16 protein-coding genes are annotated in these 20932 nt (G+C 71.6%); 5 read left to right on the forward strand and 11 right to left on the reverse strand.

The features are described from left to right. Positions 1–72: 72 nt before the first annotated feature. Positions 73–1506: a DUF4192 domain-containing protein gene (locus ACZ5PB_RS05935; protein ID WP_468688095.1), complete on the reverse strand. Its 1434-nt coding sequence runs from the start codon at positions 1504–1506 to the stop codon at positions 73–75. Between the two features lie 112 nt (positions 1507–1618). On the opposite strand from ACZ5PB_RS05935, the gene ACZ5PB_RS05940 reads away from it, so the two are divergent. Then, on the forward strand, positions 1619–3781 hold the full coding sequence (locus ACZ5PB_RS05940; RefSeq protein WP_468688096.1) for a RecQ family ATP-dependent DNA helicase: 2163 nt from the start codon (positions 1619–1621) through the stop codon (positions 3779–3781). A 215-nt stretch (positions 3782–3996) separates the two neighbouring features. After that, positions 3997–4626 (forward strand): hypothetical protein, encoded by a 630-nt coding sequence (locus ACZ5PB_RS05945; RefSeq protein WP_468688098.1) that lies wholly within the window; start codon positions 3997–3999, stop codon positions 4624–4626. Positions 4627–4678: 52 nt separating this feature from the next. Here ACZ5PB_RS05945 and ACZ5PB_RS05950 read toward each other — a convergent pair whose 3' ends face one another. From ACZ5PB_RS05950 to ACZ5PB_RS05975, 6 genes are all read right to left on the reverse strand, one after another. Continuing rightward, positions 4679–5332 (reverse strand): hypothetical protein, encoded by a 654-nt coding sequence (locus ACZ5PB_RS05950; protein WP_468688100.1) that lies wholly within the window; start codon positions 5330–5332, stop codon positions 4679–4681. A gap of 131 nt (positions 5333–5463) precedes the next feature. Further along, on the reverse strand, positions 5464–6174 hold the full coding sequence (locus tag ACZ5PB_RS05955) for a ribonuclease HII (protein ID WP_468688102.1): 711 nt from the start codon (positions 6172–6174) through the stop codon (positions 5464–5466). Positions 6175–6305: 131 nt separating this feature from the next. Continuing rightward, positions 6306–8123, reverse strand: coding sequence for a DUF4153 domain-containing protein (locus ACZ5PB_RS05960; protein WP_468688104.1), 1818 nt, complete (start codon positions 8121–8123; stop codon positions 6306–6308). 248 nt (positions 8124–8371) lie between these two features. Beyond that, positions 8372–9280 (reverse strand): ADP-ribosylglycohydrolase family protein, encoded by a 909-nt coding sequence (locus tag ACZ5PB_RS05965; RefSeq protein WP_468688105.1) that lies wholly within the window; start codon positions 9278–9280, stop codon positions 8372–8374. Positions 9281–9291: 11 nt separating this feature from the next. Continuing rightward, complete coding sequence (locus ACZ5PB_RS05970) at positions 9292–9972, reverse strand: histidine phosphatase family protein (RefSeq protein ID WP_468688107.1); 681 nt, start codon at positions 9970–9972, stop codon at positions 9292–9294. Positions 9973–10005: 33 nt separating this feature from the next. Then, positions 10006–11583 carry an ABC-F family ATP-binding cassette domain-containing protein gene (locus ACZ5PB_RS05975; RefSeq protein WP_468688109.1) on the reverse strand — a complete coding sequence of 526 codons (1578 nt, stop codon included), beginning with the start codon at positions 11581–11583 and terminating at the stop codon, positions 10006–10008. A gap of 173 nt (positions 11584–11756) precedes the next feature. Between ACZ5PB_RS05975 and ACZ5PB_RS05980 the strand changes: the two genes are divergently transcribed. Beyond that, a complete protein-coding gene (locus ACZ5PB_RS05980; RefSeq protein WP_468688110.1) occupies positions 11757–12425 on the forward strand; it encodes a TetR/AcrR family transcriptional regulator in 669 nt (222 codons plus the stop codon). 33 nt (positions 12426–12458) lie between these two features. Here ACZ5PB_RS05980 and ACZ5PB_RS05985 read toward each other — a convergent pair whose 3' ends face one another. Next, on the reverse strand, positions 12459–13064 hold the full coding sequence (locus tag ACZ5PB_RS05985; protein WP_468688112.1) for a YdbC family protein: 606 nt from the start codon (positions 13062–13064) through the stop codon (positions 12459–12461). Positions 13065–13237: 173 nt separating this feature from the next. Between ACZ5PB_RS05985 and ACZ5PB_RS05990 the strand changes: the two genes are divergently transcribed. Continuing rightward, positions 13238–13768 (forward strand): TerD family protein, encoded by a 531-nt coding sequence (locus ACZ5PB_RS05990; protein WP_468688113.1) that lies wholly within the window; start codon positions 13238–13240, stop codon positions 13766–13768. Between the two features lie 118 nt (positions 13769–13886). On the opposite strand, the gene ACZ5PB_RS05995 is transcribed toward ACZ5PB_RS05990, so the two are convergent. Together ACZ5PB_RS05995 and nrdR are read right to left on the reverse strand one after the other, a co-directional pair. After that, positions 13887–16769 (reverse strand): vitamin B12-dependent ribonucleotide reductase, encoded by a 2883-nt coding sequence (locus ACZ5PB_RS05995; protein WP_468688114.1) that lies wholly within the window; start codon positions 16767–16769, stop codon positions 13887–13889. A 174-nt stretch (positions 16770–16943) separates the two neighbouring features. Further along, positions 16944–17456, reverse strand: a complete 513-nt coding sequence (gene nrdR / locus ACZ5PB_RS06000; protein ID WP_389245845.1) for a transcriptional regulator NrdR — start codon at positions 17454–17456, stop codon at positions 16944–16946. Positions 17457–18035: 579 nt separating this feature from the next. Between nrdR and lexA the strand changes: the two genes are divergently transcribed. Further along, the gene (gene lexA / locus ACZ5PB_RS06005; protein ID WP_468688116.1) at positions 18036–18821 is read left to right on the forward strand and encodes a transcriptional repressor LexA; all 786 of its coding nucleotides are present in this window, start codon (positions 18036–18038) and stop codon (positions 18819–18821) included. A 96-nt stretch (positions 18822–18917) separates the two neighbouring features. On the opposite strand, the gene ACZ5PB_RS06010 is transcribed toward lexA, so the two are convergent. Continuing rightward, positions 18918–20900, reverse strand: a complete 1983-nt coding sequence (locus tag ACZ5PB_RS06010; protein ID WP_468688118.1) for an ATP-dependent DNA helicase — start codon at positions 20898–20900, stop codon at positions 18918–18920. Positions 20901–20932: the final 32 nt, after the last annotated feature.

A 20932-nucleotide genomic window follows, 5' to 3' on the forward strand; every position in this document is an offset into this window, starting at 1 on the left:
GGGCGCGGGCAACCGGGTCACGGTCGGCGGGGGCGGGGAAAGCGGAAACCGGAGGGAAGGGGCGCACTCCCGTCATCGCCCGCGCCGGGCCCGGTGCGGGGTGTCCCGTCGGCGCACCCCCTCCCGGGCCGCCACCGGACCGGGCCGCGCGCCGATCGCGCGGGCAACGGGCCGGTCCGCCGGACGGCCCGGCCGGATCCGCCGTCCCGGCCTCCCTCCCCGTACCCCCGCCCGCACGCCGCGAGCACTCCGCATCTGCGGCTTCGGCGGTGCGGGCAGCGGGCGCCGCCCCGGTCCGGCCCCGGTCCGGCCGCTCGCCATCACCGCGCGACGGCCGCCGGCCTTCCCCTCGCGCGCGGACCGGTCCTCGCGCAGGCAGGCCCGCAGCCGTTCCGGGTCGAGGCCCTCGTTGCAGGCCTGGTGAAGCAGTTGGGCGAAGGTGTACTCGGCGTCGGCGCGCAGGGCGAGGCCGAGGGCGGCGCGGGCCTCCGGTTCGTCGCCGGCGGACCAGGCGACCCAGCCCGCGAGGGTCAGTGGCGGCGCCGCGTAGGTGTCGTACGGTCCGACGCACCGCCTGGCCAGTGCCCGCCAGAGCCGTAGCGCGGGGGCCGCCTCGGGGCCCTCCATCCATTCCGCCGCACGGTCCCGGGTCTCCCGGTCCTGGAGCCCCACGACGAGGGTGGCCGCCTCCTCGTCGCTGACCAGATCGTCGTCGCAACGGTCCGCCTCGGCCCAGGAACCCCGGGGCGGCGGAGCCTGCCCGAAGCGCTTGATCAGGACCCGGGCCAGGGCGACGGTCTCCTCGGCGACCTCGGCGCGGCCGGTCGCGCTGAGGATCCGGGGGACGACACGGCCTCCGGCGGCGTCCAGTGACCGCACCTGCGCGCGGAGGGTGTCGGGGTCGTGCGGACGGGCGGTGAGCCGGTCCTCCATCTCGCGCAGCGTTCCTCGTACCTGGATCCCGGCGTACGCGGCGGCAGCGGCCATCACCGACGTACCGGGCGGGGCCACCCTGGTGCCCTCCTGCGGGCAGCAGCGGCCGTCCGGGCAGCAGTAGGACCAGAACCGGCCGCCCGAGATGCAGAGCGCCTCGAACACGGGGACGTCCAGGGCGCCGCAGGCCACTCGCAGCCGCTGGGCGAAGGTCCGCAGCCGCTCCATCACCTGTCTGCCGGTCTGGCCTTCGACCGGGTCCTGGCAGAGGAAGATGACGATGCCGTCGGGGCGGCCGCTGTGCCGCTCGCTGTTGGCCACGAGGGAGTCGGCGAGCTGTCCGGCCAGCGGCGCCCATTCCTTCGGGGATTTCGGGATGCCGAGCCTGAGCCTTCCGCCGAACCTGCCCCGGCGCCCGTGCAGGGCCACCATGACCACGGAGTCGTTGGGGAAGTAGCCCATCAAGTACGGCAGGGCGTCGGCCAGTTGGGCCGACCCCCGCAGGGTGATCTGCTGCTCGTCGGCCGACGTGGCGGTGTCGCCGGGCCCGTGCTGCTCACTGTTCGTGTTCATGTCGCTACGTTGCATCGGGGGCCGGGAATCCCGCCACCCCTGTGGATAACGTTATCCACAGGGAGCGGGGGTACGTTCGCGCGATGTCGGTGCCATCGGGTTGCATGGGGACATGACCAACGCAGATCTCAGGGCACAGGCCGACTCCGTACTCGCCCGCCTCGTCGGGGACCCCAGCGGCACGGCCCGGCTGCGCGAGGACCAGTGGCGGGCCATCGAGGCGCTCGTCGCGGACAAGCGCAGGGCGCTGGTCGTGCAGCGGACCGGGTGGGGCAAGTCCGCCGTGTACTTCGTGGCGACCTCGCTGCTGCGGGCGCAGGGCGACGGACCGACGGTGATCGTCTCCCCGCTCCTGGCGCTCATGCGCAACCAGGTGGAGGCCGCGGCCCGGGCCGGTATCCGGGCGCGCACCATCAACTCGTCCAACCAGGAGGAGTGGGATGCGGTCCAGGCCGAGGTGGCCGCCGGGGACGTCGACGTGCTCCTCGTCTCGCCGGAGCGGCTGAACAACCCGGACTTCCGTGACAACGTTCTGCCCAAGCTGTCCGCCGCCACCGGGCTGCTGGTGGTGGACGAGGCGCACTGCATCTCCGACTGGGGGCACGACTTCCGCCCCGACTACCGGCGGCTGCGCACCATGCTCGCCGAACTGCCGCCCGGCGTCCCGGTCCTGGCCACCACCGCCACGGCCAACTCCCGGGTCACCGCCGATGTCGCCGAGCAGCTCGGTACGGGCGCCGGGACCGACGCGCTGGTGCTGCGCGGGCCGCTGGACCGGGAGAGCCTCAGCCTGAGCGTCCTCCAGCTCCCCGACGCGGCGAGCCGGCTGGCCTGGCTCGCCGATCATCTGAACGAGCTGCCGGGCTCCGGAATCATCTACACGCTGACCGTGGCCGCCGCCGAGGAGGTCACCGCGTACCTGCGCCAGTGCGGGCACACGGTCTCCTCGTACACCGGCCGCACGGAGAACGCCGACCGTATGCAGGCGGAGGAGGACCTCCTCGCCAACCGGGTCAAGGCGCTGGTCGCGACCTCCGCGCTGGGCATGGGCTTCGACAAGCCCGACCTCGGCTTCGTGGTGCACCTGGGCTCGCCCTCGTCGCCGATCGCCTACTACCAGCAGGTGGGCCGTGCGGGCCGCGGGGTGGAGCACGCGGAGGTGCTGCTGCTGCCGGGCAAGGAGGACGAGGCGATCTGGCGGTACTTCGCGTCGGTCTCCTTCCCGCCGGAGGAGCTCGTGCGGCGCACCCTCGACGCGCTCGCGCAGTCCTCGCGCCCGCTCTCGCTGCCCGCGCTGGAACCGATGGTCGACCTGCGGCGCACCCGCCTCGAAGCCATGCTCAAGGTGCTCGACGTGGACGGTGCGGTGCACCGGGAGAAGGGTGGCTGGGCGGCCACGGGCCGGCCCTGGGTGTACGACGCCGAGCGGTACGCGTGGGTGGCCCGGCAGCGCAGCACCGAGCAGCAGGCGATGCGAGAGTACGCGTCGACGGCCGGCTGCCGCATGGAGTTCCTGCGCCGGCAGCTGGACGACGAGGAGGCGGCGCCCTGCGGACGCTGCGACAACTGCGCGGGAGCGAGGTTCGACGGCAAGGTGTCGGGCACCGCCCTGGACGCCGCCCGCGGTGAACTCGGCCGTCCCGGTGTGGAGGTGGAGCCGCGCAAGATGTGGCCGACCGGCCTGCCCGCGGTGGGCATCGACCTGAAGGGACGCATTCCGCAGGGCGAGACCGCCTTCCCGGGGCGGGGGCTGGGGCGTCTCTCCGACATCGGCTGGGGGAACCGGCTGCGCCCGATGCTCGCGACGCAGGCTCCGGACGGTCCCGTTCCGGACGATGTGTTCCAGGCGGTGGTGACCGTGCTGGCCGACTGGGCGAAGGGGCCCGGTGGCTGGGCGTCCGGGGAGGCGGACGCGCCGCCGCGCCCGGTGGGGGTCGTCACGGTGCCCTCGTACCGCAGGCCGGCGCTGGTCATGTCGCTGGGCAGGCGGGTCGCGGAGGTGGGCCGGATGCCGTTCCTCGGTTCGCTGGAGTACGCGCCGGAATCCGCCGGGACTCCGATGCCGCAGGCGAACAGTGCCCAGCGGGTCCGTTCGCTGCACCAAGTGCTGACCGTGCCGGGGCAGTTGGCCCAGGCGCTGGCCGAGGCCGGTGGCCCCGTACTGCTGGTGGACGATCTCTCCGACACGGGCTGGACGCTCGCCATGTCGGCACGGCTGCTGCGCCGGGCCGGGGCGGAGGGGGTGTTTCCGCTGGTCCTCGCCGTTCAGGGGTGACGAGAGGTATCGGGAGCGGCCCGACTGGGCAGGGATATCAGTGTCGTATCCACAGAATCCGGTCGGCCGCCCCAATTGCTCGTTGCCGCATTCCCTCGCGCCAGGAAGAATTGGCAGCGCTCCCCGCACGGTTCCCTGTGGTCCGCAAGGGCTGTGCCGTGGCGCGCCCCCAGTCGACCTTGCCCGCAGCTGTGGGCGTATGCGAAGGGAGGACCGTGACCTTCGGATTCGCTCCGTCGCCAAGTTCGCTGAGCCCGTCGTCGGCCGATCCGGCCAGCAGGCTGGGCCGGACGCTGGAACCCGCCGAGTGGGCTTCGGCGGGAATTCCCCTGCTGCGCAACCCCCGTGAGGTCGTCAGCGGCCTGCACGCCCGTCATCAGCCCGCGACCTCGACCGCCGTGGTCGCCGTACTGGACACCGAGGAGCGGCTGATCGCCAGCGCCTCGTTCGCCCGCCGCTCCTCCCCCGCGGACGGCTGGGAGCTGCGCAACTCACTCCTGGCCCATCTGCGCAGGGTCATCCCGCACGACCTGCGCCGACGTACGCCGGTGCGGACCGCCGTGCTGCTCTACTGCCGTGACGGCGACGAGCGCTGGACGGAGGAGGACGGGGCGTGGATGTGGGGTCTGCGTGACGCCTGCACCCTGCACGGGCTGCGCTGCGGGGCGTACATCACGCTGACGCGCGGCGGCTGGCAGGTGCTCGGTGAGGGGCGTGGCGGGCGTCGGCCCTACGCCGGGTCGCGGCCCACCGGCCTCGCGGACTCGCTGGCCGAACCCGAACCCGCGCCGCAGCGCACCGGCGGCGGCGCCTCGGAAGCCCTGCGCCGGGCGGCGGCCCGCTGATCCGGCAGGAGCACTGCCGGATCCAGCGGGCCGCGGCCGGGCGGCCGGCGTCTCAGACGCCCGCGCCCAGCCCGGCGTTGATGCGCTCCGGGTCGCCGCAGACGATCAAGAGCACTCCGGCACGTTCCCGCGCCAGGGGCAGCGACCGGGCCAGGGTGTCCCCGGCCTCGTCGTTGACCGCGACGACGACCACCGGGCGGGTGGCGGCGCGCTCGGCGGCACCGAGGTCCGCGTAGAAGACGTCGTCGCGGGCGTCGTGCTGTGCCCAGTAGGACGCTTCGCCGAACGACAATTCGTGGGCGGCCCACGGGTGTTGCTCACCCGTGGTCAGCACCAGCACGTCGCCCGGCGCACGGCCGGAGTCGAGCAGCAGGTCCACGGTCTCCCCGGCGGCGTCGAGTGCGCCGTTCGCGGGGGCCGGGATGAGCTGGATCTGGGGCCGGTCCGCGGCCGGGGCGGCAGCGGCGACCGGTGGGGCCTGCGGTGCGGAACGATTCTCCGCAAGGGGGGCCTGGGGCCGGTCGGCCGACGTGCGCGTCCGCTGTGCCGGAGGGCCGGGACGGGCGGCGGGACCGGGGCGCGGCACCGCCGCGGGACGCGGTCCGGGAACGGGGCGAGGGGTCGACGCGGTCCGGCCGGCGGCCGGCGTGACGCGGGGACCCTGGGCGCTCTCGTGAATCTGAGGCTCCTGGGGAATGAGAGGCATGAGTGGAAATCTGTCGGACGCCGGTGCGGCAGGCACCGGCGGTGGTGCGTCGAGCGGTACAGCGGTGGTGCTTCACTGCGACGCGCGGGGCAGGCCGCGCGTCCGGCAGAGCTGTGCCCAGCGGTGAACGGTCAGAAATCGAAGCCGAGTTGGCCCCCGCTTTCCAGTGCTGCGGCCTCTGCCGAGATCCGGTGTTTCTTGAGGTGCCGCCACCGCGGGAGTCCGTCGAGATAGGACCAGGAGAGGCGGTGGTGCGGGGTGGGGCCGAGTTCCGCGAGGGCGGCCTGGTGCACGGGCGACGGGTAGCCGGCGTTGGCGGCGAATCCGTAGGGCGCACAGCCCCCGGCCTCCGTCTCCAGCTCCGCCATCATCGCGTCCCTGCGCACCTTGGCGATCACCGAGGCGGCCGCGACCGCGATGCAGGACTGGTCTCCCTTGATCACCGTACGGACCTTCCAGGGTGCCCCGAGGTAGTCGTGCTTCCCGTCGAGGATGACCGCATCGGGCCGTACCGGCAAGGCATTTAGCGCACGTTCGGCGGCGAGCCGCAGGGCTGCCGTCATCCCGAGTGCGTCGATCTCCTCGGGACTGGAGTGGCCCAGTGCGTACGAGGTGACCCACTCCTCCAGCAGGACCACGAGGGCGTCGCGGCGCTTGACGCTGAGGAGCTTGGAGTCGGTGAGTCCGGCGGGCGGGCGGCGCAGTCCGGTGACGGCGGCGCACACGGTGACCGGTCCGGCCCACGCTCCGCGCCCGACCTCGTCGACTCCGGCGACGATCTTGGCACCGGTGGTGGCGCGCAGTGAGCGCTCGACGGTGTGAGTGGGAGGTTCGTACGGCATGGCGCCTGCCAGGGTACGCCGCCGGGTGCGGGCCGCGACACCCGCCCCGCCCCGATGGCGCGTTCGCCGGTCACCGGGGCGGGGCGCGGCCCCGCCCCCGTACGCCACGAGGTGCCGTACGGGGGCGGGGCCTACCGCCCGTACTCCCCGCTGTCGCCCGAGTCGAGGCCGGAACAGTCGGTCACCGACTCGTCGAGCGGGCGCTCGGCGACGAGGTCGAGGGCGCGCTGCAGGCCGAGGCTGGTGGCGTACCACGGGCTCTCTTCGAGGTCGTTCATGATGCCGCGCAGCGCACAGGTCCGCTGTGGTTCGGGGAGGGTGTCGAGGGCGGGCACGGCGTCGGCGGACAGGTCCTGGAAGTAGTCGACGTCGATCACCTCCTGGTGCTTGAAGCGCGCGACGTTGCGCTCCGCGACCATGGCGTCGGGCGAGGCGAGACCGAAGGCGAGAACGGCGGCTGCGGCACTGCCCGCGACGGCCCTGGGCAGCCAGCGCGCACCGAACACGCCCGCCGCCATGATCAGTACGATCACCACGCCGAGCCAGATCTCCATCGCGGTGACCGAGACGCGCAGCCGGGTCAGTCCGTACGTCTCGACGTACAGGTCCATCCTGCGCAGTGCGGACGCCACCACGACCAGGGTGAGCAGGCAGAGCACACCGAGCACGGAGCGCACGAGCACCGCGTCGCGGGCGCCCGAGCGCGGTGCCCAGCGCTTGGCCAGGGCGATCACCACGAGGGTCAGCAGGGTCGCCCAGAGCAGCTGCCAGAAGCCTTGCCTGGCGTACTCGGAGTACGACAGGCGGGTCTCCTTGAACACCTTCTCGTACCCGCCGAGCAGCACGGTGAGCTGTACGGCGATGAAGGCCGCGAAGAGCAGGTTGAGGACGATGAGCGGAAGCGCCCATTCCAGGCGGCCTCGCGCACGTGCCGGGGCGATCCTGGCCTTGTCCCACTGGTGCGGTGCGGCGGCGGTACGGGCTGCGGCCAGCGCGCCGACGAGGCCCAGCGCGCACAGCAGGATCCGCCACGGGCCGTCGGAGACCGAGGCGTCGGGGACCAGGTTGCCGAGGATCTCGGCGAAGGCGGCGTCCGCGCTGACGAACAGCGCGCCGAACACCACCAGCAGGACGACGGCGATGAGCACGGTGCGCACCACGGGGCCCCAGCGGTCGCGCGAGCCCCCTGCCCGCTCCCGCAGGCCCCGCCAGCCCCACCGGATGCCCGGGATCACCGAGCCGACGATTCCCAGGGAGCCGATCAGGATGCCCAGCCAGCTCCGGCTGCCGTGCAGGGCGAGCGAGCCGAGCGCGAGCGCGGAGAGCACCGCGAGGAAGGTCGGCCAGCCCGCGTCCCGCAGCGCGGGTATCGCGAGGAGGGCCAGCCCGCCGAGTCCCCAGACCAGGGTCCAGGGGCGGATGCGGCGGCCGGCCGCCTGGGCGGCGAAGAACGCGGCGAGGGCGGCGGGGACGGCCACGACCAGGAGGTTCAGGCCGAGCCCGTCACCGAGGAAGAGACCGCTGAGCAGTGCGGTGGCCGCCGCGGCCCAGAGCGAGGCGGCGCGCGCCTTGGCGGGCGGGTCGGGACGGACCCCGGCGCGCCAGGCGGGCGGTTCGGCCAACTTCTGCTTCCGCTCGCGCTGCCACTGCTGCTGCGCCTGCCACTGCTGCCACTGCTGCTGCTGGCGCATTTGCAGCGCGGACTGCGGCGGCATGTACGAGGGACCAGCGGGCGGCGCGGCGGCGTGCGGTGCGGCAGCGTGCGGTGTCGCGGCGTGCGGCGCACCGGCGGGCGGTGTCGCGGCGGGCGGTGCGGCTGCGGGCGGCACAGCGGCAGACGGTGCGGCAGCAGGCGGTGTGGCTGCGGACTGCGCGGCTGCGGGCGGTGCGGCAGCCGCCTCGGACGGTGTGGCTGCGGACGGCTCGGACGGTACTGCGTCGTCAGGCACGGGACCCCCTCCCGACCAGGCGCTTCGCGTCTCGCGCAAGGCGTGGCGGGGCGGCCCGGTGTCAATTTCGGCGCACGCCCGTGATGATCAACGGAGCGGCGTGGCCGTCAGCGTAGCCCGGCGACCGGACGCGTGTTCCCCCACCCCGGGGATGCGGACAGAACCGTGACAGGACACGGTCACCCTCGCGCACACAGGGGTCCGGCCCCCACGTGCGCGACGGTGACCGCGCGTCAGCCGGCCTTGGCTCAGCGCGCCGAGGCCGGCATCCACCCGGGCAGTGCCTCGGTGCGCTTCAGCCAGGCTTCCGGCGGGCTTCCCGCCGAGGCGCCCGCGAGGATGCCGCCGACGATCGCGCAGTTGGTGTCGACGTCGCCGCCGACCTGCGCGGTCGTCCAGAAGGCCCCTTCGAAGTCGCCGAGTCCCCTGGCCGCCGACCACAGCGCGAACGGCACCGTGTCGTGGGCGCTGGTGCGCCGGCCGCAGCCGAGCACGGCGGCGACCGTACCGGCGTCGTCGTAGTCGAGCATGTTGCGGGCGCGGCGCAGCCCGGCCGCGACCGCGCTGCGCGGAATGAGCGCGATCACACCGTCGAGCAGCCCGGCCGGGGTCGGTGCACCCGCCGGGTCGGCCGCCAGCGCGGCAGCGGCGGCGACCGCCATCGCGCCCATCACGGCTTCGCGGTGCTGGTGGGTGACGTACGCGGAGATCTCGGCCTGATGGGTCGCCTGCTCGGGGTCGTCCGCGTACCAGGCTCCGAGCGGGGCGATCCGCATGGCGGCGCCGTTCCCCCAGGAGCCGCGCCCGTCGAACAGTGCGGCGGCCAGCTCGCGCCAGTCGCCGCCCTCCCTGACCAGCCGCAGCATGCGGTTGACGGCGGGGCCGTAGCCCCGGTCGAAGTCGTGGTGGTCGGCGAAGGAGCGCGCGAGCGCGTCCTGGTCGATCCGGCCCTGCTCGGCGAGTACGGCCAGGACGGAGGCGGCCATCTCGGTGTCGTCGGTCCACTGCCAGTCACCGGCGGGCAGTTCGCGGCGCTTGAGCAGGGGGTAGTTGGCGGGTACGAAGAACTGGGAGCCCAGGGCGTCTCCCACGGCGAGCCCTCGAAGGCTGGCCAGTGCGCGCGCGTGGCGCGGGTCGGAAGCGGAGTCAGCGGTCATCGCTGTGCACTCTAACCGGTGACCTTCGACCGCTCCCCGGTGATTCCGTACGGTTCCGGGGCACGCCAGCGCGCGAAGGGCCTGTCCAGTGTGTACCTTCCGTCCTCGCCGAGCTCCAGCACCCGCATCTCCGCGTTGTCCGGGTTGGACAGCACCTCGAACTCGTCCACCTGCCAGTGGAACCAGCGCATGCAGAACAGCCGCATGGTCAGCCCGTGCGTGACGATCAGGACGTTCTCCGGGTGGTCGGCCGCCTCGAAGCTCCGGTAGAGGCTCTCCAGGAAGGCGCCCACCCGGTCGTAGACGTCCGCCCCTGACTCCCCCTGGGCGAAGCGGTAGAAGAAGTGCCCGTACGCGTCCCGGTACGCCTTCTGGAGTCGTACGTCGTCCCTGTCCTGCCAGTTCCCCCAGTCCTGCTCGCGCAGCCTCGGCTCCTCCCTGACCCGCACCTGTGCGGGGTCGAGGTCGAAGGCGCGGAAGGTCTCGTGGGTGCGCCGGTAGGGGGAGACGTACGCGCTGATCCCCTCGTCGCCGAACAGTTCCCTCAGTCGCTCCCCCGCCTGCCGGGCCTGTTGCCAGCCCTTGTCGGTGAGCCTCAACGCGTGGTCGGGCTCACGTTCGTACACGGTGTCATCGGCGTTGCCCTCGGATTCGCCGTGCCGGACGAGGACGATGCGTCGCGGTCGTGCCATGCCGAAACCCTAGTTCGAGTGGGCGGCGAGGGCTCAACCGGCCAGCTGCCCCGCCTCCATCCGGCGTATTTCCCCGGTGAAGCGGCGCCGCAGCAGCCGGTCGTGCGAGACCACCACCAGGGCTCCGGTCCACCGCGCGAGCGCCTCCTCCAGCTCGTCCACCAGGGCGAGCGCCAGGTGGTTGGCGGGCTCGTCGAGGAGCAGCAGGTCGGCGGGCCTGGCCAGCAGCCTGGCCAGGGCGAGCCTGCGCCGCTGGCCGGCCGAGAGCGCGCCGACCGGCACCCGCAGGTCGCGGGGGCGGAAGAGCCCGAACGACAGCAGCAGTTCCTCCTGCTCCTCCTCGGTGAGCGGCAGTCCCCGCCCGAAGGTGGCCAGCACGTGCTCCGTGGGGCGGTGCACGGGTATTTCCTGGGCGAGGTAGCCGATGCGGCCCCGCCGGGTCACCGTTCCCTCGTCCGGCTGCGCGACTCCCGCCATGAGGCGCAGCAGCGTGCTCTTGCCCGCCCCGTTGCCGCCGTGGATCAGCAGCCGCTGCCCGGCGTCGACGGTGAGCCCGTCGACCGCGAGCCGTCCGGCGACCCGTACGCCGTCGAGTGCGACCAGGGTCCCTTCGGCCGCCCCCGCCACCGGCCTGGCCCGGAACCGGATCGGCTCCGGCGGTCTGGCCACCGGCTCCTCGTCCAGCCGGCGCATCCGCTCCTGTGCGTTGCGCACCCGGGAGGAGACCGAGGCCTGAACCCGGTTGCCCGCCCTGCCGTACGCCATCTTGTTGCGGTCCTGCATGGCGCGGCCCTGGGAGACCGCGTGCGCGGTGGTGCCGGTGTACTCCTCCAGCCGCTCCCGCTCCTCGCACCACTGGGCGTACGCCTGCTCCCAGCGGGCCCGGGCGGCGGCCTGCCCGGCGCGGAAGCCCTCGTACCCGCCGCCGTACCGCACGACGGTGCGCCGGTCGGCGTCGACCTCCAGGATCGTGGTGGCGATCCGCTCCAGGAAGAGCCGGTCGTGCGAGACGGCGACGACCGTCCCGCCGTGGGCGAGCAGTGCGCCCTCCAGCCAGTCGAGCGCGGACTCGTCCAGGTGGTTGGTTGGCTCGTCGAGCAGCATCACCTCGGGGGCCGCCGCGATGAGGCAGGCGATGCCGAGCCGCGCCTGCTCCCCGCCGGACAGGCTGCCGAGCACCCGCTCCCGTCCGATCCGGCCGAGACCGAGGCCGTGCAGCGCCTTGTCGACCCGGGCGTCCGCCTCGTACCCGCCGCGCAGCTCGAAGACGGTGAGGAGGTCGCCGTACTCCGCGAGCGCCGACTCGTCGGCGGTGCCGAGGTCCGCCTCCAGCACCCGCAACCGGTCCTCGATGGCCCGCAGTTCGGCCAGCGCGGCGTCCACGGCGTCGCCGACCGTACGGTCCTGGGGCAGTTGCGGGGTCTGGGCGAGCAGCCCCGCCCCGTGCTCGGAGAGGGTCACGACCTCGCCCTCGTCGGGTGCTTCGAGGCCCGCGAGCAGCCTCAGCAGGGTGGACTTACCCGCGCCGTTCTCCCCCACGATGCCGGTCCGCTCACCGGGGCGGACGGTCAGCGAGACATCGTCGAGCAGCAGGCGGTCACCACGGGACACGGTCACTCCGCGCAGCGAAATCTGGGTTCGAGCAGACAAACATGCCTCCGGGGTACGGGGATCAGGTCAGGCCAGGCCACGTCAGGCACGGTGGCGAGAACCTCTAATGCCACCAATGTTGCGTTACCATCAGCATGACACACCCCTCCCGCCTAATGCAACAGGAGTAGCAATTGACTTCGGAACCCCCCTCTCCCCCGAGGCAGGCACGGACGCAGACGCCGCCCAAGACCCCGGCCCCCGTCACCCGCCGCCCCGGCGGCCGCACCGCCCGCACCCGCATCGCCGTCCGCGACGCCGTCCTCACCGGCCTCGGCGAGCACGGCTACCCGGGCCTCACCGTCGAATACGTGGCCGAGCGCTCCGGGGTGCACAAAACGACCCTCTACCGCCGCTGGGGCAACCTCGAAGGCATGGTCGCCGACGCCCTCGACATGGCCGGCGAGGACGACTGGACCCCGCCGGACACCGGCAGCCTGGCGGGCGATCTGCGCGCCCTGGCCCGCGACACCGCCGCATCCTTCACCGATCCGGCCACGGCCGCCGCCCCCACCGCGTTCATCGCCGCCGCGTTCCAGTCGCAGCAGGCGGCACAGGCGCTGCACGCCTTCTACACCGTGCGGTTCACCCGCTGCGAGGCCCTGGTCACCCGCGCTGTCGCCCGGGGCGAAGCCGCCCAGGACACCGATGCGGGCGCCGTCGTCCGCGCGCTCTCCGCACCGCTCTTCCTACGCCTGTTCATCACCCGCGAACCGGTCGACGAGGCCCTCGCCGACCAGACCGCCGCAGCGACCCTCGCCGCCATCACCTCGGGCGCGTACCGCCGCACCACCGGCACCTAGCCCCGGCCCCTGGACGAGGAGCCCGCCAACCCCTCACACCGTCCACCCCGGCTCCAGCTGCACCACGTCCCCCGCCAGCGCCGCCACGTCCGCCTCGGTCTGCGCCCGCAGCGACAGCCGTTCCACCCGCTCCGCCCGGTACTTACCGTGCTCGGCGGCCGACTGCCACATCGACAGCACCAGGAACTCGTTGCCCGGCGCCTCCCCGAACAGCCCGCGCAGCATCCCGGGCGACCCCGCCATGGCCGGATTCCAGACCTTCTCCTGCATCAGCGCGAAGTGTTCGACGCGGTCCTCGCGCACCTTGCAGTGCGCGACCCGCACCACATCGGCATCGGTGAACCTCGGCTCGAAGCCGGTCTTGATGTCGAAGCGGTGGTCGAAGAGCTTGACCTGGATGTCCTTGTACGTACCCGACTGCCCGGCCGCGAGCCGGTCGTGCGAGCGCGCCATGAAGGAGTCGTAGAAGGCGCGGCTCTCCCAGAACGCGAAGACATGGGCCACCCCGTCCCGCCCTCGGCTCCAACCGCCGCTCTGGCCCCGGAATCCGGGTTCGCCGAGCAGCCCCGCCCATTTCCGCTGTCCCCGCTCGAAACCTCTACGGTCGATCACGGTGCAGCGAATCCACTTGACCAGCACCGCGCCATCGTACGGCCACGAAGGTGGCGCCGGTCACCCCGCGAAGGCGGCTACCGAGCGCCCAACCACCCTTTCCCTGCTGCTGGTTCACCTGCCCCCTGCCGGGTGCGACTTGTCCGGCTCGTGCTTCCCCTGTGAGGATCGACGCACAACAGGAAGCGGAGGGAAGCACGTTGAGCAGCTTCAACAAGGGGATCGTCAAAGCCGTGGTCACCCTGAAGTGGGACCCCAGCCCGCTCGGCACGGCCGCCAGCGACCTCGACATCATCGCCGCGACCTACCGTACGGACGACCCGTACGGCAGCCCCGCGTACCTGGTGCACTTCGGCAGCCGGTCGCCGGACGGCACCATCACCCTCAACCGGGACAGCAAGACCGGCCAGGGCTTCGGCACGGACGAGCAGATGACGCTCGAACTCGACCGTCTCTCCGAGGAGTACGCGCGCGTGGTGCTGGGTGTGGCGATCCAGCAGCGCGACGGCAGAAAGGTATTCGGCGACATACAGAGCACCCACATCCGAATCCTCGAAGGCCACACCGAGCTCGTCAGCAATGACTTCTCCACGCTGTCCGGCGCGACCGCCGCCACCATCGGCGAATTCGTCCGTGACACCGACGGCAGCTGGGAATTGCGTGAGACGGTCCGGGGGTTCGATGCCGAACCGACGGAATTCACCCGGCTGATGGGCGCACGCCAGGACTGACACACGCCTCACGAGTTCCGGGCGTACGTACGGCGAAGGGCGGCGACCCCCTCCCGGGGATCGCCGCCCTTCGCTTCACGCCCGTACGACGGACGCGTCACTCACCGTGCACCGTGTGTCAGCTGCAGCCGCTGGTCGAGCCGCAGCCCTCGCAGATGTAGCAGCTGCCCGCACGCTGCATCTTCGTACCGCAGGAGAAGCAGAGCGGTGCGTCGGCGCTGACGCCGAGCTGCATCTCGACGAGCTCCGCCGAGTTGTGCGCCTGCTTCGGGGCCGGAACCGGGGCCTCCGCCTTGGGGGCGGCGACCTGGGCCAGCGGTGCGGACTGGGACAGGCCCTCCACGTCCAGCTCGTCCTCGCCGAGGACCGGCTCGTACGAACCGGTGTCGAGGTGGCGCTGACGCTCCTCGGCGGAGTGGATGCCGAGCGCGGAACGCGTCTCGAAGGGCAGGAAGTCCAGCGCCAGGCGGCGGAAGATGTAGTCGACGATCGACTGCGCCATCCGCACGTCCGGGTCGTCCGTCATGCCGGCCGGCTCGAAGCGCATGTTGGTGAACTTCGAGACGTACGTCTCCAGCGGCACGCCGTACTGGAGGCCGACCGAGACCGCGATGGAGAAGGCGTCCATCATGCCCGCGAGGGTCGAGCCCTGCTTGGACATCTTGAGGAAGACCTCGCCGAGACCGTCGTCCGGGTAGGAGTTGGCGGTCATGTAACCCTCGGCGCCACCGACCGTGAAGGAGGTGGTGATCCCCGGGCGGCCCTTGGGCAGACGCTTGCGGACCGGGCGGTACTCGATGACCTTCTCGACGGCCTTGCGGATCTCCGTCTCGGCCTTCGCGGTGACCTCGGTCTTCTCCTGCTCCTTCTTCTTCGCGGAGAGGGGCTGACCGACCTTGCAGTTGTCGCGGTAGATCGCGAGCGCCTTGACGCCCAGCTTCCACGCCTCGAAGTAGACCTCTTCGACGTCCTCGACGGTCGCCGTCTCCGGCAGGTTGACCGTCTTGGACAGGGCGCCGGAGATCCAGGGCTGGATCGCGGCCATCATGCGGACGTGGCCCATCGCGGAGATGGAACGCTCGCCCATGGCGCAGTCGAAGACCTCGTAGTGCTCGATCTTCAGGCCCGGGGCGTCGATCACATTGCCGTTCTCGGCGATGTGGGCGACGATCGCCTCGATCTGCTCCTCCTGGTAACCCAGGCGGCGCAGGGCCTGCGGGACGGTGCCGTTGACGATCTGCATCGAGCCGCCGCCGACCAGCTTCTTGAACTTGACCAGGGCGAGGTCGGGCTCAAGACCGGTGGTGTCGCAGGACATCGCGAGACCGATGGTGCCGGTGGGGGCGATGACCGAGGCCTGCGAGTTGCGGAAACCGTTCTTCGCGCCGAGGCGGATGACGTCCTGCCAGGCTTCCGTCGCGGCGGCCCAGATCGGGTTGTCCAGGTCGTCGACGTGCACGGCCGCCGCGTTGGCGTCGGCGTGCTGCTTCATCACGGCCTGGTGCGGCTGCGCGTTGCGGGCGTAGCCGTCGTACGGGCCGACGACCGCGGCCAGCTCGGCGCTGCGCTTGTACGAGGTACCGGTCATCAGCGAGGTGATCGCGCCGGCCAGCGCACGGCCGCCGTCGGAGTCGTACGCGTGGCCGGTCGCCATCAGGAGGGCGCCGAGGTTGGCGTAGCCAATGCCCAGCTGGCGGAAGGCGCGGGTGTTCTCACCGATCTTCTCGGTGGGGAAGTCCGCGAAGCAGATGGAGATGTCCATCGCGGTGATGACCAGCTCGACGACCTTGGCGAAGCGCTCGGACTCGAAGGCCTGGTTGCCCTTGCCGTCGTCCTTGAGGAACTTCATCAGGTTCAGCGAGGCGAGGTTGCACGAGGTGTTGTCCAGGTGCATGTACTCGCTGCACGGGTTCGAGCCGTTGATCCGGCCGGACTCCGGGCAGGTGTGCCACTTGTTGATGGTGTCGTCGTACTGGATGCCCGGGTCGGCGCAGGCCCAGGCGGCCTCGGCCATCTTGCGGAAGAGGGACTTGGCCTCGACCTCTTCGATGACGTCGCCGGTCATGCGGGCGCGCAGGCCGAACTTGCCGCCTGCCTCGACGGCCTTCATGAACTCGTCGTTCACGCGGACCGAGTTGTTGGCGTTCTGGTACTGGACGGACGTGATGTCGTCGCCGCCCAGGTCCATGTCGAAGCCCGCGTCGCGCAGGGCGCGGATCTTCTCCTCCTCCTTCACCTTGGTCTCGATGAAGTTCTCGATGTCGGGGTGGTCGACGTCGAGGATGACCATCTTGGCCGCGCGGCGGGTCGCACCGCCCGACTTGATGGTTCCTGCGGAGGCGTCGGCACCGCGCATGAAGGAGACCGGGCCCGACGCGTTGCCGCCGGAGGACAGGAGCTCCTTGGAGGAGCGGATGCGGGAGAGGTTCAGGCCGGCGCCGGAGCCGCCCTTGAAGATCATTCCCTCTTCCTTGTACCAGTCGAGGATCGACTCCATGGAGTCGTCGACGGCCAGGATGAAGCAGGCGGAGACCTGCTGCGGCTGGGGCGTGCCGACGTTGAACCAGACCGGGGAGTTGAAGCTGAAGATCTGGTGCAGGAGGGCGTACGCCAGCTCGTGCTCGAAGATCTCGGCGTCCGCCGGGGAGGCGAAGTAATTGTATTCCTCGCCGGCCTTCCGGTACGTCTTGACGATCCGGTCGATCAGCTGGCGCAGGCCCGTCTCGCGCTGCGGGGTGCCGACAGCGCCGCGGAAGTACTTGCTGGTGACGATGTTGACCGCGTTCACCGACCAGAAGTCGGGGAACTCGACGCCACGCTGCTCGAAGTTGATCGAGCCGTCGCGCCAGTTGGTCATGACGACGTCACGATGCTCCCAGACCACCTCGTCGTACGGGTGCACGCCCGGAGTGGTGTGGATGCGGTCGATACGCAGACCCTTGCTGGCCTTGGATCCCTTGTTGCGGGAACCTCGTGCCGGGCCGCTCGTCGTCTCGGTCATGCCGCCTCCCATATCGGGCTAAAACGCCCAGAAGTGCCCAGTTCTTCCTTGAGCACGGTGTGTGTCTGATGTCGAGGGCGCCGCGCACAGCGCGTCACCCGTGACGGGTCCTTGGTGCTGCCGGCCGTGGCGACCGGCGGCTGATCGGCAGGAGGGCCGATCTGCTCGTGGCCGCTATTCGGCGGCCGCTGCGGGCACGGGCACCCCGGGGGGTGTGCCGGGCCCGCGCTCCTGAGCGGGCGGCCGCTGGTCACGGAGTTCCGTGATGGCGGCCTCGAAGTCCTCCAGCGAATCGAACGCCCGGTAGACGGACGCGAAGCGCAGGTACGCGACGACGTCGAGCTCCTGGAGCGGTCCGAGGATGGCCAAGCCCACGTCGTGGGTGGTCAGCTCGGCGCTGCCGGTCGCCCGTACCGCTTCCTCGACCTGCTGGCCGAGCTTGGCGAGGGCGTCCTCGGTGACCGGGCGGCCCTGGCAGGCCTTGCGCACACCGGAGATGACCTTCGTACGGCTGAAGGGCTCGGTCACCCCGCTGCGCTTGACCACCATCAGCGAGGCCGTCTCCACCGTCGTGAAACGGCGGGAGCAGTCGGGGCACTGACGACGCCTGCGGATCGACGTCCCGTCGTCCGTGGTGCGACTGTCGACCACTCGGCTGTCGGGGTGCCTGCAGAAGGGGCAGTGCATGGTTCCAAGGCCTCCTTCGCGGCACGTCTCATGAGCTTCGGGGGCCGCGGAACGGTCCCTTCGAAGCAGCACCCAGCATAGGCGATGACCGGGCCCCCTCGGACCGCGAACCACAACTTGTGGGCAGCTGCGGAGATTCAACCACTAGATCTGGGGTTTGGCCGGGCCATCACCCCTACGCGCGTGTCGCGGCGTTCCGGGGGTGGGGGCGGGCCGACCACGAGGGTACGGGACGCGGGGAGGCAATCGGGATTCCGGTCCCCCGGACGGCGCATCGGACGGCTTTCGCGTCCTCGTCCGCGCCATGGGAGGACCCCGCACGGAGAGGCCGCGGGGACCCCGGAGAGACTCCTCGGGCGTAATCGAGCGACTTTCGACCCGACGGAGAAGGTTACCGTAATGAGGCGAATTGCCGTTCGGGAGATCTGGCGCCACAGCGGCCCGACTCTCCGCCCATACACCCATCCGTACGAATACGGCAGGCACTCTGCAGTTTTTCACTCGAACGTGTGTTTGGCGCAACCTTTCGAAAGCTACTACCGTTATGCGGTCAGGGAGACCATTCGAGAGGGGCCGACCATGACGACCACCGCAGACAGTGCAACGATCGCAGCCCAGGACCGCTCCCTGGGCCGACTTGAGCCGGGGCATGCCATGAACGACGCGAACACGAACGCCGAGGGCGCCAAGCCCACGCGCTCGCTGCCCGGCCGACCTCCCGGGATCAGGGCCGACAGCTCGGGCCTCACGGACCGGCAGCGGCGGGTCATCGAGGTCATCAGGGACTCCGTGCAGCGGCGGGGCTACCCGCCGTCCATGCGCGAGATCGGTCAGGCGGTCGGCCTCTCCAGCACGTCCTCCGTCGCCCACCAGCTGATGGCGCTGGAGCGCAAGGGCTTCCTCCGCCGGGACCCGCACCGTCCCCGCGCGTACGAGGTGCGCGGCTCCGACCAGCCGAGCACGCAGACGACCGACACCGCGGGCAAGCCCGCCGCGTCCTACGTGCCGCTGGTGGGCCGGATCGCGGCCGGTGGCCCGATCCTCGCCGAGGAGTCCGTCGAGGACGTCTTCCCGCTCCCCCGCCAGCTGGTCGGCGACGGCGAACTGTTCGTGCTCAAGGTGGTCGGCGACTCGATGATCGAGGCCGCGATCTGTGACGGCGACTGGGTCACCGTCCGCCGCCAGCCCGTCGCGGAGAACGGCGACATCGTGGCCGCGATGCTGGACGGAGAGGCCACGGTGAAGCGGTTCAAGCGCGAGGACCACCACATCTGGCTGCTGCCGCACAACGCCGCGTACCAGCCGATTCCCGGCGACGACGCGACCATCCTCGGCAAGGTCGTCGCGGTGCTCCGGCGGGTCTGACCATGCCCGCCGGCCAGGGCCGGACTCCGGAACACGCTGCGACCGGTTCCGGGGTCCGGCCCTTCGTGCTGCGGGATGCCGCAGCGGGCCCGCCCCCTACTCCGAAGCCTTGGCCGCGGCGTCGATGGCGGCCAGCGAGCGGCGGACCTGGTTGCGGTCGGTGGTGAACCAGAAGTCGGGCATCGAGGCCTTGAGGTAGCTGCCGTAGCGGGCCGTGGCGAGGCGCTGGTCCAGGACCGCGACCACACCCTTGTCGCCCATGGCACGCACCAGGCGGCCCGCGCCCTGGGCCATCAGCAGGGCCGCATGGGTTGCCGCGACGGCCATGAAGCCGTTGCCGCCGTTCTCCTCGACCGCCTTCTGGCGGGCGCTCATCAGCGGATCGTCGGGGCGCGGGAAGGGGATCTTGTCCATCACCACGAGCTGGCAGCTCGCCCCCGGTACGTCGACGCCCTGCCACAGCGAGAGCGTGCCGAACAGGCAGGTCTGCGGGTCGGCGGCGAAGTTCTTGATCAGCTCTCCGAGGGTGTCCTCGCCCTGGAGCAGGATCGGCACGTCGAGTCTCTCGCGCAGCGCCTCCGCCGCGGTCTGGGCGGCCTTCATGGACGAGAAGAGCCCCAGCGTGCGCCCGCCGGCGGCCTCGATCAGCTCGGCCAGCTCGTCGAGCATGTCCTCGCGTCCGGCGTCCCGGGTGGGGCGGGCGAGGCGCTTGGCGACGTACAGGATCCCCTGCTTGGGGTAGTCGAAGGGCGAGCCGACGTCCAGGCCCTTCCAGACCGGCAGATCCTCGCCCTGGGTGCCCTCCGGGGCGAGCCCCAGCGAGGCGCCGACACCGTTGAAGTCGCCGCCCAGCTTGAGGGTGGCGGAGGTGAGGATCACCGAGCGGTCGGTGAAGAGCTTCTCGCGCAGCAGGCCGGAGACGGAGAGCGGGGCGACGCGCAGCGCGGCGGTCCCGTAGCGGTCGTTGCGCTCGACCCAGATGACGTCGTACTCGGAGCCGTTGCAGATGCGCTCGGCCACGCCGTGGATGTTCTCGATCATGGCGAGGGCCTGCTTGCGCACGGCGTCCTCGTCGGTGACGGACTTGTCGCGGGTGGAGCCCAGCGCGGAGACCACCGTACGCGCGGCGTCGCGCAGTGCCATCAGGGCGTACCCGAGGTCCTCGGGGACCTCTTCGATACGTCCTGGCAGTGCCAGTTCCATCAGCCGCTCGAAGGACTCGGACGCGGTCATCAGCGCGTCGGCGGCCTTCTCGTTGACGATCTTCGAGGCGCGCTTGACCGCCCGGTTGACCTGTCCGGGGGTGAGTTCGCCGGTGGCCACTCCGGTGACCCGGGAGACCAGTTCGTGCGCCTCGTCGACGATCAGCACCTCGTGCGAGGGGAGCACCGGGGCGCCCTCGATGGCGTCGATGGCCAGGAGTGCGTGGTTGGTGACGACGACGTCGGCCAGCTTGGCCCGCTCGCGCGCCGCCTCGGCGAAGCACTCGGCACCGTACGCGCACTTGCTGGCGCCCAGGCACTCGCGCGAGGACACCGACACCTGCCCCCACGCCTTGTCGGCGACTCCGGGGGTGAGGTCGTCGCGGTCGCCCGTCTCGGTCTCGTCGGCCCAGTCACGCATCCGCAGCAGGTCCTTGCCCAGCTTGCTGGACGGGCCGGAGGACGAGTCGTACTGCTCGATCGGATTGAAGAGACCCTCCTCCTCGTCCTGCGGGGCGCCCTCGTGGAGCCGGTGCAGACAGAGGTAGTTGGAGCGGCCCTTGAGCATGGCGAACTGCGGGGTGCGCCGCAGCAGCGGCTTCAGCGCCTCCACCGTGCGCGGCAGGTCGCGCTCGGCGAGCTGCCGCTGGAGGGCCAGCGTCGCCGTGGCGACCACGACGCGCTCGCCGTGGGCCAGCGCCGGCACCAGATAGCCCAGGGACTTTCCGGTGCCGGTGCCCGCCTGGACGAGCAGGTGGGAATTGTCGTCGACCGCTTCGGCGACGGCCTCGGCCATGGTGACCTGGCCTGGCCGTTCCACGCCGCCGACGGAGGCGACGGCGGCGTGGAGGAGCTCGGGGAGTGAGGGCTTCGTCATAGCCCGACCACCCTACGACGCACCACTGACAA

This window comes from Streptomyces sp. NPDC032721 (assembly GCF_055579625.1).

Excerpts from the sequence above, each read along its gene's own strand:
- ACZ5PB_RS06010 (WP_468688118.1), bottom strand. The coding sequence starts at position 20,900 with ATGACGAAGCCCTCACTCCCCGAGCTCCTCCACGCCGCCGTCGCCTCC.
- ACZ5PB_RS05995 (WP_468688114.1), bottom strand. The coding sequence starts at position 16,769 with ATGACCGAGACGACGAGCGGCCCGGCACGAGGTTCCCGCAACAAGGGA.
- lexA (WP_468688116.1), top strand. The coding sequence starts at position 18,036 with ATGACGACCACCGCAGACAGTGCAACGATCGCAGCCCAGGACCGCTCC.
- ACZ5PB_RS05950 (WP_468688100.1), bottom strand. The coding sequence starts at position 5,332 with ATGCCTCTCATTCCCCAGGAGCCTCAGATTCACGAGAGCGCCCAGGGT.
- ACZ5PB_RS05970 (WP_468688107.1), bottom strand. The coding sequence starts at position 9,972 with ATGGCACGACCGCGACGCATCGTCCTCGTCCGGCACGGCGAATCCGAG.
- ACZ5PB_RS05965 (WP_468688105.1), bottom strand. The coding sequence starts at position 9,280 with ATGACCGCTGACTCCGCTTCCGACCCGCGCCACGCGCGCGCACTGGCC.
- ACZ5PB_RS05935 (WP_468688095.1), bottom strand. The coding sequence starts at position 1,506 with ATGAACACGAACAGTGAGCAGCACGGGCCCGGCGACACCGCCACGTCG.
- ACZ5PB_RS05955 (WP_468688102.1), bottom strand. The coding sequence starts at position 6,174 with ATGCCGTACGAACCTCCCACTCACACCGTCGAGCGCTCACTGCGCGCC.
- ACZ5PB_RS05940 (WP_468688096.1), top strand. The coding sequence starts at position 1,619 with ATGACCAACGCAGATCTCAGGGCACAGGCCGACTCCGTACTCGCCCGC.
- nrdR (WP_389245845.1), bottom strand. The coding sequence starts at position 17,456 with ATGCACTGCCCCTTCTGCAGGCACCCCGACAGCCGAGTGGTCGACAGT.